This window comes from Serpentinimonas barnesii (genome assembly GCF_000696225.1).
Taxonomy (GTDB): Bacteria; Pseudomonadota; Gammaproteobacteria; order Burkholderiales; family Burkholderiaceae_C; genus Serpentinimonas; species Serpentinimonas barnesii.
Genome location: NZ_BAWN01000046.1, coordinates 1 through 10,812 on the forward strand (window position 1 = coordinate 1; position 10,812 = coordinate 10,812).

Here is a 10,812-nt window from a genome sequence, read left to right on the forward strand (position 1 = left end):
GCAACCGACGCCAGCAAAGGCGGTAGCCCAAGTGCAGTGCAGCCACCGCTTGAGCCACAGCAACAACGGCGGCAAGGCTGCGCAGGCGCCCGCATCTCGCTCCAAGCTGGATAAAACCACCCGTCAGCCAAAAGTCAGGCATATGCACTATCAAGCACTTCGACTTCTGCTTGCATAATGGTGGCGCAGCGCAGGCGTGGGTTTGGCCCCTGACCGCTGCGCCTACCTATAACTAGCAGGAGCACACTTTGTCCACCCCCCCCACTGCCGCCGACCGCCCCTGGTTGAGCGCCTACCCCGAAGGCGTGCCGGCCAACATCGACCTTTCGCAGTACCGCTCGCTGGTGGCCTTGCTCGACGAAAGCCTGGCCAAGTACGCCGAGCGCAGCGCCTACCACTACATGGGCCATGACATGGCCTACGCCGAGGTAGACCGGCAGGCACGCGCCTTGGCGGCTTATTGGCAAAGCAAGGGCCTAGTCAAGGGTGACCGCGTGGCGGTGATGATGCCCAACGTGCTGCAGTACCCGGTGGCGGTGGCGGCGATTTTGCGCGCTGGGCTGGTGGTGGTCAACGTCAACCCGCTCTACACCGCGCGCGAACTTGAGCACCAGTTGAACGACTCGGGGGCCAAGGCGATCGTCATCATCGAAAACTTTGCCGCCACCCTGGCCGCCTGCCTGAGCAAAACGCCGATCCAACACATCGTGCTGGCCTCAATGGGCGAGCTGCTGCCTTGGCCCAAGAGCTGGCTGGTCAATTACGTGGTGCGCCATGTGAAAAAGCTGGTGCCACCCTTCGAGTTGCCCAGCGCGGTGCGCTTTGCCGACGCGGTGCGCAAGGGCCAGTCGCAGAGCTTTCTGCCGGTTGCCCTCGGCCCCGAGGACATGGCGGTGCTGCAATACACCGGCGGCACCACGGGCGTGAGCAAGGGGGCCGTGCTGCTGCACCGCAACGTGCTGGCCAATGTGTTGCAGTCCGAAGCCTGGGACGCGCCGGTGATGCACCGCATTCCGCCGGGCGAGCAGCCCACCGCCGTCTGCGCGCTGCCGCTGTATCACATCTTTGCCTTCACGGTGAACATGATGCTGAGCCTGCGCAGCGGCGGCAAAAACATCCTGATCCCCAATCCGCGCGACTTGCCCGCGGTGTTCAAGGCGCTCAAGGGCCAGACCTTTCACAGCTTCCCGGCCGTGAATACGCTGTTCAACGGCCTGCTGCACCACCCGGAGTTTGACAGCGTGAACTGGCGCAAGCTCAAGGTGTCGATCGGCGGTGGCATGGCGGTGCAGGCCGCCGTGGCCAAGCTCTGGCTGGAGCGCACCGGCTGCCCGATCTGCGAGGGCTACGGCCTGTCGGAAACCAGCCCATCGGCCAGCTGCAACCCGGTCACGGTCACGGCCTTTAGCGGCAGCATCGGGGTGCCGCTGCCGGGCACGCTCATGAAATGCGTGGACGACGATGGCCACGAGGTGCCGCTGGGCCAGCCGGGCGAGATCGCCATCAAGGGCCCGCAGGTCATGGCAGGCTACTGGCAGCGCCCCGACGAAACCGCCAAGGTGATGAGCGCCGACGGCTGGTTTCGCAGCGGCGACATCGGCGTGATGGACGAGCGCGGCTACTTTCGCATCGTCGATCGCAAGAAGGACATGATTTTGGTGAGCGGCTTCAACGTCTACCCGAACGAAGTCGAAGAAGTGGTGATGGGCATGGGCCGGGTGCTTGAATGCGCCGTGGTCGGCATCCCCGACGAGCACTCGGGCGAGGCGGTCAAGCTGATCGTGGTCAAAAAAGACCCGTCGCTGAGCGAGCAGGATGTGCGAGACTACTGCCGTGAGCGCCTGACCGGCTACAAAATCCCGAAACTGATCGAGTTCCGCAGCGAACTGCCCAAAACCCCGGTCGGCAAGATTTTGCGGCGCCAGTTGCGCCAGCCTAGTTAGACTGGAGAATTCATGGGTCAACGCATCGCCATCCTGAGCGCCGTTCACGAAGAGCTGTCCGAAATTTTGCAGCTCATGCCCGACGAGCAACAAATCCGCTTGGGCGGCCGCACCTACTGGCGGGGCCACTTGCAAGGCCACGAGGTGGTGGCGGTGCTCAGCGGCATCGGCAAGGTGGCGGCCGCCACCACCACCGCGCTGCTGATCGAGCGCTTTGCCCCGGAGCAGGTGATTTTTACCGGCGTCGCCGGTGGGCTGCTGCCGGGCGTAGAAGTGGGCGACATCGTGGTCGGCCGCGCCTTGGTGCAGCACGACCTCGACGCCTCGCCGCTGTTTCCCCGCTTTGAGGTGCCGGGCTATGGCCAGAGCCGCTTCCAGCCCGACCTGGCCCTGAGCCAGGTGCTGCACACCGCCGCCAAAGACGCCGTCACCTGGCTGCCCAAGCTGCTTAGCCCCGAGGTGCTGCGCGCCATGGGCTTGCACTCGCCCAGCGTGCACCAAGGCGAAATCGCCACCGGCGACCGCTTTGTGGCCTCTGAGGCCGACAGCGCCGCCCTGCGCACCGCCCTGCCCGAGGCCTTGGCGGTGGACATGGAAAGTGCGGCCGTGGCGCAGGTGTGCCACGATTGCGGCGTGCCGTTTGCGGTGGTGCGCACCATCTCGGACCGGGCCGACAACCAGGCCCACGTGGATTTCCCGCTTTTTTTGCGCGAGGTGGCGCGCCACTACAGCGCGCGCATCGTGCGCAAGGCGCTCAACCTGCTCTGAGCGCCGCCGCCGGCCCCTTCGGTAGAGCGGCTCGGTTTAGCGCAGCCAGCCGCGCTTGCGGAAATAGACCATCGGGATCACCGCTGCCAGCACCATCATGCCGATGGCCATCGGGTAACCGAGCTCCCATTGCAGCTCGGGCATGTGCTCGAAGTTCATGCCGTAGCTGCTCGCCACCAGCGTGGGCGGCAGCAGCGAGACCGCCGCCACCGAGAAGATCTTGATGATCTTGTTCTGGTTGATGTTGATGAAGCCGATGGTGGCGTCCATCAGGAAGTTGATCTTCTCGAACATGAAAGCGGTGTGGCTGTCGAGCGAATCGAGGTCGCGCAAAATCTGGCGCGCGTCTTCGTGCTGGGCGGTGCTGAGCAAGCGCGTGCGGATCATGAAACTGACCGCGCGCCGGGTGTCCATCATGTTGCGCCGGATGCGGCCCGACATGTCCTCGTGGCGCGCAATCGCTGCCAGCACCTCGCCCGCCTTGTGGTCGGTCACATCGCCGGCCAGCACCTGGCGACTGACTTTTTCCAGGTCGTCGTAAATGCCCTCGACCGTGTCGGCGCAGTATTCGGCGTCGGTGTCAAAGAGGCTGAGCAGCACGTCTTTGGCGTCTTCGATCAGGCCCGGCATGCGGCGCGCGCGCAGGCGCAGCAGGCGAAACACCGGCACGTCTTCGTCGTGGATGGAAAACAGCACGCCACGGCTCTTGAGGGCGTCGTTTTGCTCGTTCAGGATGAACGCCACGCGCACCGTGCGCGGGTCCGCGTCGTCGGCGATTAAAAAGTCGCTGCGCACATGCAGCTCGCCGTTGTCTTCCTGGAAAAAGCGCGCCGACTCTTCGATGTCCTCGTCCATCGCGTCTTCGGGGATGGACAAGCCAAAGTGCTGGCGCACCCAACGCCGCTCCTCGGGCGTGGGCGCCTCCAGATCGACCCAGACCGGCGTGAAGCGGGCCAGATCTTCGAGGGATTCGATTTCTTCCTGAAACAGGCGGCCATTGGCTAGGGTGAATACGTTGAGCATGGGGCGGACTCCTTGGGGTAAAGGTGGTTTTCGGGCAGCAGCGCGGCTGCCCGAGGCGGCAAGGTGGGAGCGATGCGCTTTCGGCTCCCGTCCACCCTTGCGCCGCAGCCCCGGTGGGGCAGGCCGTCAGCGGTGAGCTGAGGAATCCGAAAGCGCGCGACTAGGGCTACTGTCCAATCGTGGCTTTCAGTGGTTGATCTAACCCGATATTATGGCCGCAAAATATGACACTCCAGCGGCTGGCGCGGCCACTCCTTGCGGCCGATCAAGGGTATGGCACCTGCATTCGTGGCACACTTGCCCAAAGCCACCAAAAGCGGCATAGTGGATGCGCGGCGGCGACGAATTTTCGCTGGCTGGCCCGGTTGGGTCGGCTTTTTTAACCCGAGCTTTAGGAGGCTCCCCATGAACCTGTCGATCAGCGGCCACCACCTTGAAGTCACCCCTGCCCTGCGCACCTACGTGACGGGCAAACTCGACCGGATTTCCAGGCACTTCGATCAGGTGGTCGATATTCGGGTGCTTTTGACGGTGGACAACCAAACCGAGAAAGACCTGCGCCAGAAAGCCGAGTGCAATATCCACATCAAGGGCAAGGATATTTTTGCCGAGAGCAGCCACGCCGATCTGTACGCCGCCGTCGATGAACTGGCCGACAAACTGGACCGCCAGGTGCTGCGCCACAAAACCAAAATCAAAGACCACCACCACGAAACGGCCAAACGCGAACACTCCTGAAAGGGCCGCGCGCCCGGTGACCCCGGCAGCCTGCGTGCTGCACTGCAACAAGCCGCCCATTTTGTCAAGCGGCTTGTTTTTTTTCTGCACTAGCCAAAATCCCACACAAGCGCATAATTCGCGCTCTGTGAGGTCCATATGAACCGTTTGTCTGCCATTTTGCCTGCCGAACACGTGTTGGTCGCACTCGATGCCACCAGCAAAAAGCGCGCCTTCGAAGAAGCCGGGCTGCTGTTTGAAGCCCTGCACGGGCTCAACCGCGCCCTCATCACCGACAGCCTGTTTGCGCGCGAGCGCCTGGGCTCGACTGGCCTCGGGCACGGGGTGGCGATCCCGCACGGGCGCATCAAGGGCCTCAAGCAACCGCTGGCTGCCGTGTTCCAGTTGGCCGAGCCGATCGGCTTCGACGCCCCGGACGAACAACCGGTGCGGCTGATGTTTTTCTTGCTGGTGCCCGAAGCGGCAACACAAAAACACCTTGAAATTTTGTCCGACATCGCCGAACTGCTCAGCGACGCCGCGCTGCGCGAACAAATGAAGGTCAGCACGGCGGCCGCCGATTTGCACCGCCTGATCCACAGCTGGCAGTCGGCGCACGCGCTGGCCTAAGGCGCCTTCAGCCGCTTTGCGCTGCCCATGAAACCCGTTGCAATTAGCGCCGACGCGCTGTTCGAAGAGCACCGCGAAACCCTCAAATGGCAGTGGGTGGCCGGGCTGAGCGCGAGTGAGCGCCGTTTTCTCGAGCAAGCCGTCAGTGCCGCGCGCTCCGGGGCCGACTTGGTTGGCTACCTGAACTACATCCACCCCTACCGGGTGCAAATCCTGGGTCGGCGCGAGATCGACTACCTGCTCAACGCCACCACCGAAGACTGCCGCCGCCGCGTGGCACGCATCGTGGAACTCGAGCCGCCGGCCTTGGTGCTGGCCGACCAGGTGCCGCCGCCAGCCGAACTGGTGGCCATGTGCGAGCGCGCCCACATCCCGCTCTTTGCCACCGACTGTTCGGCCGCTTTCGTGATCGACGTGCTGCGCGCGCACCTGTCGCGCCTGTTTGCCGACCGCCACACCCTGCACGGGGTGTTCATGGATATTTTTGGCCTCGGGGTGCTGATCACTGGAGAATCGGGGCTGGGCAAGAGCGAACTGGGGCTGGAACTGGTCTCGCGCGGGCACGGCCTGGTGGCCGACGACGCCGTCGATATCGACCGCATCAATCAGACCGTGCTCGAGGGGCGCTGCCCCGACTTGCTGCAAAACCTGTTGGAGGTGCGCGGCATCGGGCTGCTCGACATCAAGGCCATCTTTGGCGAAACCGCAGTGCGGCGCAAGATGCGGCTGCGCCTGATCGTGCACCTGGTGCGCAAGGAAACGCTGGAGCGCGACTACGAGCGCCTGCCCCACGAGCCGCTGTACCAGCAAGTGCTGGATGTGGCGGTGCGCAAGGTGGTGATCCAGGTGGTGGCCGGACGCAACATGGCGGTGCTGGTGGAAGCGGCGGTGCGCAACACCATCTTGCAGTTGCGCGGCATCGACACTTACCAAGAGTTTGCGCAGCGCCAGCGCGAGGCGATGCAGCGCGGGGGCTGAGACAGCCCTCGCTCCTCAGAGGGCCTCTGCCCGCTGCGGAGCCACATAGGCCGCCCGGGCCTGCCGCACCTGCTCGTGGTGCTCGACCGCCCAAGCCTCCAAACTGCGCAAGGGCTTGAGGAACGAGAACCCCATGGGCGTGAGCGCGTATTCCACCTTGGGGGGCACCGTGGCATGTACGGCGCGCGATACCAAGCCATCCTGTTCCAAGCGGCGCAGAGTCTGGGCCAGCATGCGTTGTGAAATGTCGTCGATACGTGCTTTAAGCACCGAAAAGCGCAGCGTTCCGCCTTCTTCCAGCACAAACAGCACCAATAAGCTCCAGCGGTCGCCTAGCCGGTCCAACACGTCGCGAACGGGGCAGCGGTCGGCGTAGGGTGCTCGGGATTTGTGAAGACTCATCGTCGCTTCCTTGGTTACTGCGCGGTCACCCAGTTACGGGCGGCGCATCTCTTGCGGGCGGGCGCTCCGATCCATATCATAGGCCTCTCTGTTATTTTTTGAAAGTGAGTTCTTAATGAATACCAAAGACCGAATCGACAACAAACTCCTCGTCACTGGGGCTTCTGGCCACTTGGGTCGACGCGTCGTGCAGCACCTGCTCCACACCTTGGGCATACCGACGCGGCGCCTCATAGTGACCACCCGCCAGCCGGAAAGGCTGGCCAACCTAGCAGCCTTGGGGGTAGAGGTGCGCGCCGCCAACTTCGACGACGCAAACACCTTGGTCAAGGCTTTCCAAGGGGCCGACCGTTTGTTGCTCATTAGCACCGATGCACTGGATGTACCCGGACGGCGCCTGATGCAGCACCACAATGCCATCCAAGCGGCCGAAGCGGCGGGCGTGCATCACGTGGCCTACACCTCCATGCCGTTGCCGCATGGCTCTCCCTTGTTGATCGCCCCAGACCATGCCGGTACCGAGGTCGCATTGGCCGCCAGCGCCCTGCCGAGCTGGTCGGTGCTGCGCAACCACTGGTACTTTGAAAACCTGTTCATGACGCTGCCCCAAGTGCTGCAGAGCGGCAAGTGGTATTCGGCCGCCGGCGAGGGTCGTGTGGCGCACATTGCCCGCGACGACTTGGCCCTGGCCGCCGCCACCGCGTTGGCGGGCAGCAGCAGTGACAAAACCACTTGGACCCTGAGTGGTTCCAGTGCCTATTCAACCGCCGAAATGTCCGCACTGATCGCAAAGGCCGTGGGTCGGCCCATCGAAGTGGTGCCCATGCCCCTGGAAGGCTTGGTGCAAGGCATGGTGGGTGCGGGCCTGCCCGAGCCTTTGGCACGCGTGTTCGCGTCTTTCGACACCAACACGGCAGCAGGTCGGGTGGCCGATGTGACGGGGGATTTTATGCGCTTGACCGGCAGACAACCTCAGGCCTTCGAAGCTTGGCTGGAGTTCGCCGTTCCCGCACTCAAGGACTGATGGCTGGCCCTACGCGCTTGGCGGGGCGGTGTGGGCAGTCTACTTTCACGCAATGCGCGTACAGCGACAGCGCGTGCTCTTGCAGCGCAAAGCCGCGCTGCTCGGCCACGGCGTGCTGGCGCTGCTCGATCTCGACGTCGTAAAACTCCTCCACCCGACCGCAGTCGAGGCAGACCAGGTGGTCGTGGTGCTGCCCTTCGTTGAGCTCAAACACCGCTTTGCCGGATTCGAAGTTGCTGCGCACCAGCAAGCCGGCCTGCTCGAACTGCGTCAACACCCGATACACGGTGGCCAGCCCGATGTCGGCGTGGTCGGCCAGCAGCACCCGGAACACGTCTTCGGCCGTCATGTGGCGCTGACGGCCGGTTTGAAAGATCTCCAGGATCTTGAGGCGTGGCAGGGTGGCCTTGAGGCCGGTGCTTTTGAGTTCGTCGATATTGCTCATGCGGATGCTGCGGGTGGCTGCCTTGGGTGGCAAGGGCTACAATGGCTTGCATCATAGTACGGTGCGCCTTGGCGCGCACCGGTGGTTTCCATCATCCGCACCGCCCACATGTTCAAACCTTTGTTGTCGTGCGCCCGCCCGGTCGGAATGGGCGCGCTCGTGCTGGCTGCCCTGACCCTGTCGGGCTGCGCCAGTTTCCAGAACGCCGGTAGCCAGATGAGCACCTTGGGCGGCCTGCTCACCCCGCACCGCATCGACATCCAGCAAGGCAACGTGGTGGTGCGCGAGCAACTGCAGGCGCTGCAACCCGGCATGCCGCGTGCCCAGGTGCAGGCAATCTTGGGCACACCGCTGGTGGCCAGTGCCTTCCACGCGGCGCGCTGGGATTATGTGTTCACCTTTGTGCGCCAGAACCAAGAGCCGCAGCAGCGCCGCGTGTCGGTGTTTTTTGCGGGCGATGCCTTGCAGCGCGTCGAGGCCGACGAGTTGCCCACCGAGCAGGAATTCGTGGCCACGCTGCAAGCCCAGCGCGCCGCCGGCCGCATCCCGGCCCTGCAAGCCAGCGACGAGCAGTTGCGCGCCTTCCGCGAACGCCACCCCCTGCCCGAAGCCCGGCCAGCCCCGGCGCCCGTGCCGGCCGGCACCTTCCCGCCACTCGAAGCGCGCTAAGCCGCCCATCAGGCCATGAATCCTGTTCCGCCTTACCGCGTCGGCGTTGCCGGTGCCAGCGGCCGCATGGGCCGCATGCTGATCGAGGCGCTGCAAGACGCCCCCGACTGCCGCCTGAGTGTGGCGCTCGACCAAGCCGCCAGCCCCGCCTTGGGCCAAGATGCCGCCGCCTTTTTGGGCCAGACCAGCGGCGTGGCCATAGTCACCGACCTGGCCGCGCTGGCGGGCTGCCAGGTGCTGATCGACTTCACCCGCCCCGAGGGCACCATGGCGCACTTGCGCGCCTGCGTGCAGCATGGGGTTCAGATGGTGATCGGCACCACCGGCTTCGATGCGGCGCAAAAGGCCGAGATCGCGGCGGCAGCGCAGCAGATCGCCATCGTCATGGCGCCCAATATGAGCGTGGGCGTCAACGTCACCCTCAAGCTGCTGGAACTGGCGGCGCGCTCGCTCGCCAGCGGCTACGACATCGAAATCATCGAAGCGCACCACCGCCACAAGGTCGATGCCCCCAGTGGCACCGCGCTGCAAATGGGCGAGGTGATTGCTGCGGCCCAAGGCCGCAGGCTGGCCGACTGCGCGGTCTATGAGCGCGTGGGCCACACCGGCGCGCGCGACCCCTCCAGCATCGGTTTTGCCACCGTGCGCGGCGGCGACATCGTGGGCGATCACACCGTGCTCTTTGCCGGCACCGGCGAGCGCATCGAGATCAGCCACAAATCGAGCAGCCGCGCCACCTACGCCCAAGGCAGCCTGAGCGCGCTGCGCTTTCTGGCCGCTCGCCCCAGCGGCCTCTACGATATGTTTGACGTGCTCGGCCTGCGCTGATCCGGCCCAGTTGATCCTGCCCCTTTGAATCGGCCCAGCCCAAACGGCCCGCCTACCTTTTTTGAGCCATGCAAGAAAAATACCTCCCCCAGGCCGTGGAGCAAAGCGCCCAGGCCGATTGGACTGCCGCCGACGCCTACCGCGTACACGAAGACGCCAGCAAGCCCAAGTACTACGCCTGCTCGATGCTGCCCTACCCCAGCGGCAAGCTGCACATGGGCCATGTGCGCAACTACACCATCAACGACATGCTCACGCGCCAGTTGCGCATGAAGGGCTACAACGTGTTGATGCCCATGGGCTGGGACGCCTTTGGCCTGCCGGCCGAAAACGCCGCCATCAAAAACCAGGTGGCCCCGGCGCGCTGGACTTACGACAACATCGCCTACATGAAGCGCCAGATGCAGGCGCTGGGCCTGGCGATCGACTGGAGCCGCGAAGTTGCCACCTGCTCGCCCGACTACTACAAATGGAACCAGTGGCTGTTTTTGCGCATGTTGGAGCGCGGCATTGCCTACCGCAAGACGCAGGTGGTGAACTGGGACCCGGTGGACCAAACCGTGCTGGCCAATGAGCAAGTGATCGACGGCCGTGGCTGGCGCACCGGGGCCCCGGTGGAGCGGCGCGAGATTCCGGGCTACTACCTGAACATCACGGCCTACGCCGAGGAGTTGTTGCAGCAGGTGCAACTGGGCAATCCGCAAGCCACGCTGCAGGGCTGGCCCGACAAGGTGCGGCTGATGCAGGAGAACTGGATCGGCAAGAGCGAGGGGCTGCGTTTTGCCTTTAGGCACACCATCCGCGGCCACGACGGCAACCCGATCCAGGACGGCCGCCTGTACGTGTTCACCACCCGCGCCGACACCCTCATGGGCGTGACCTTTTGCGCCGTGGCTCCCGAGCACCCGCTGGCGCGCCACGCGGCCGAGGCCAAGCCGGCGCTGGCCGCGTTTATCGAAGAATGCCTCACCGGCAGCCACACCGAGGCCGATCTGGCGACGCAGGAAAAGCGCGGCATGGCAACGGGGCTATTTGTGCAGCACCCGCTCACCGGGGCGCAGGTGCCGGTGTGGGTGGGCAATTACGTGCTGATGAGCTATGGCGACGGCGCGGTGATGGGGGTGCCGGCGCACGATGAGCGCGACTTTGCGTTTGCGCTCAAGTATGGGTTGGAGATTCGGCAAGTGGTGGGGCTTGGCGTTGGCGCGGTTGCGTTGGGGCTGGGCTGCCCCCCCGGTTCGTCAGTCGCAGGCTCCGATTCCTCACCGGGGGGGCAGCCCAGCCCCAACGCCTTGGCGGGCGAGGCGGATCGCTTGGCTGTGGCTGGGCGGGCGGGGGGCGCGTGCGACGAATCGGAACGTGTGACTGAGGAGCGCGCGCCCCCC

At 64.6% G+C, this 10,812-nt stretch carries 12 protein-coding genes; 9 read left to right on the forward strand and 3 right to left on the reverse strand.

Annotated elements, in window-relative coordinates; all coding sequences use genetic code 11:
* Positions 1 to 248 precede the first annotated feature (248 nt).
* Both SRAH_RS11100 and SRAH_RS11105 read left to right on the forward strand, forming a co-directional pair.
* Positions 249 to 1,943 (forward strand): long-chain-fatty-acid--CoA ligase, encoded by a 1,695-nt coding sequence (locus SRAH_RS11100; RefSeq protein WP_029463411.1) that lies wholly within the window; start codon positions 249 to 251, stop codon positions 1,941 to 1,943.
* Between the two features lie 12 nt (positions 1,944 to 1,955).
* Positions 1,956 to 2,711, forward strand: a complete 756-nt coding sequence (locus tag SRAH_RS11105; RefSeq protein ID WP_029463412.1) for a 5'-methylthioadenosine/adenosylhomocysteine nucleosidase — start codon at positions 1,956 to 1,958, stop codon at positions 2,709 to 2,711.
* A 36-nt stretch (positions 2,712 to 2,747) separates the two neighbouring features.
* Here SRAH_RS11105 and corA read toward each other — a convergent pair whose 3' ends face one another.
* A complete protein-coding gene (gene corA / locus SRAH_RS11110) occupies positions 2,748 to 3,734 on the reverse strand; it encodes a magnesium/cobalt transporter CorA (protein WP_029463413.1) in 987 nt (328 codons plus the stop codon).
* A gap of 405 nt (positions 3,735 to 4,139) precedes the next feature.
* Here corA and hpf point away from each other — a divergent pair, with 405 nt between their 5' ends.
* The 3 genes from hpf to hprK all read left to right on the forward strand — a co-directional run bounded on the left by hpf (position 4,140) and on the right by hprK (position 6,059).
* Complete coding sequence (gene hpf / locus SRAH_RS11115) at positions 4,140 to 4,472, forward strand: ribosome hibernation-promoting factor, HPF/YfiA family (protein ID WP_029463414.1); 333 nt, start codon at positions 4,140 to 4,142, stop codon at positions 4,470 to 4,472.
* A gap of 138 nt (positions 4,473 to 4,610) precedes the next feature.
* Positions 4,611 to 5,081: a PTS sugar transporter subunit IIA gene (locus SRAH_RS11120; RefSeq protein ID WP_029463415.1), complete on the forward strand. Its 471-nt coding sequence runs from the start codon at positions 4,611 to 4,613 to the stop codon at positions 5,079 to 5,081.
* Positions 5,082 to 5,108: 27 nt separating this feature from the next.
* A complete protein-coding gene (gene hprK / locus SRAH_RS11125; RefSeq protein ID WP_029463416.1) occupies positions 5,109 to 6,059 on the forward strand; it encodes an HPr(Ser) kinase/phosphatase in 951 nt (316 codons plus the stop codon).
* A 15-nt stretch (positions 6,060 to 6,074) separates the two neighbouring features.
* On the opposite strand, the gene SRAH_RS11130 is transcribed toward hprK, so the two are convergent.
* Positions 6,075 to 6,461, reverse strand: a complete 387-nt coding sequence (locus tag SRAH_RS11130) for a winged helix-turn-helix transcriptional regulator (RefSeq protein WP_029463417.1) — start codon at positions 6,459 to 6,461, stop codon at positions 6,075 to 6,077.
* 115 nt (positions 6,462 to 6,576) lie between these two features.
* Here SRAH_RS11130 and SRAH_RS11135 point away from each other — a divergent pair, with 115 nt between their 5' ends.
* Complete coding sequence (locus tag SRAH_RS11135; RefSeq protein ID WP_029463418.1) at positions 6,577 to 7,485, forward strand: SDR family oxidoreductase; 909 nt, start codon at positions 6,577 to 6,579, stop codon at positions 7,483 to 7,485.
* On the opposite strand, the gene fur is transcribed toward SRAH_RS11135, so the two are convergent.
* Positions 7,475 to 7,930 (reverse strand): ferric iron uptake transcriptional regulator, encoded by a 456-nt coding sequence (gene fur / locus SRAH_RS11140; RefSeq protein ID WP_029463419.1) that lies wholly within the window; start codon positions 7,928 to 7,930, stop codon positions 7,475 to 7,477. The two genes, SRAH_RS11135 and fur, sit on opposite strands and share 11 nt — an antisense overlap.
* Before the next feature lie 108 nt (positions 7,931 to 8,038).
* Between fur and SRAH_RS11145 the strand changes: the two genes are divergently transcribed.
* The 3 genes from SRAH_RS11145 to SRAH_RS11155 form a co-directional block, all read left to right on the forward strand.
* Positions 8,039 to 8,599, forward strand: a complete 561-nt coding sequence (locus SRAH_RS11145; protein WP_029463420.1) for an outer membrane protein assembly factor BamE — start codon at positions 8,039 to 8,041, stop codon at positions 8,597 to 8,599.
* Positions 8,600 to 8,614: 15 nt separating this feature from the next.
* Entirely contained in the window at positions 8,615 to 9,427 is an 813-nt protein-coding gene (gene dapB / locus SRAH_RS11150) for a 4-hydroxy-tetrahydrodipicolinate reductase (RefSeq protein ID WP_029463421.1), read from the forward strand.
* 68 nt (positions 9,428 to 9,495) lie between these two features.
* Positions 9,496 to 10,812: class I tRNA ligase family protein (locus SRAH_RS11155; RefSeq protein ID WP_232841047.1), on the forward strand; the 1,317-nt coding region annotated here is incomplete at its 3' end.

Coding starts and splice junctions, on each gene's coding strand:
- SRAH_RS11105 (WP_029463412.1), top strand. CDS start 1,956: ATGGGTCAACGCATCGCCATCCTGAGCGCCGTTCACGAAGAGCTGTCC.
- corA (WP_029463413.1), bottom strand. CDS start 3,734: ATGCTCAACGTATTCACCCTAGCCAATGGCCGCCTGTTTCAGGAAGAA.
- hpf (WP_029463414.1), top strand. CDS start 4,140: ATGAACCTGTCGATCAGCGGCCACCACCTTGAAGTCACCCCTGCCCTG.
- SRAH_RS11120 (WP_029463415.1), top strand. CDS start 4,611: ATGAACCGTTTGTCTGCCATTTTGCCTGCCGAACACGTGTTGGTCGCA.
- hprK (WP_029463416.1), top strand. CDS start 5,109: ATGAAACCCGTTGCAATTAGCGCCGACGCGCTGTTCGAAGAGCACCGC.
- SRAH_RS11130 (WP_029463417.1), bottom strand. CDS start 6,461: ATGAGTCTTCACAAATCCCGAGCACCCTACGCCGACCGCTGCCCCGTT.
- SRAH_RS11135 (WP_029463418.1), top strand. CDS start 6,577: ATGAATACCAAAGACCGAATCGACAACAAACTCCTCGTCACTGGGGCT.
- fur (WP_029463419.1), bottom strand. CDS start 7,930: ATGAGCAATATCGACGAACTCAAAAGCACCGGCCTCAAGGCCACCCTG.
- SRAH_RS11145 (WP_029463420.1), top strand. CDS start 8,039: ATGTTCAAACCTTTGTTGTCGTGCGCCCGCCCGGTCGGAATGGGCGCG.
- dapB (WP_029463421.1), top strand. CDS start 8,615: ATGAATCCTGTTCCGCCTTACCGCGTCGGCGTTGCCGGTGCCAGCGGC.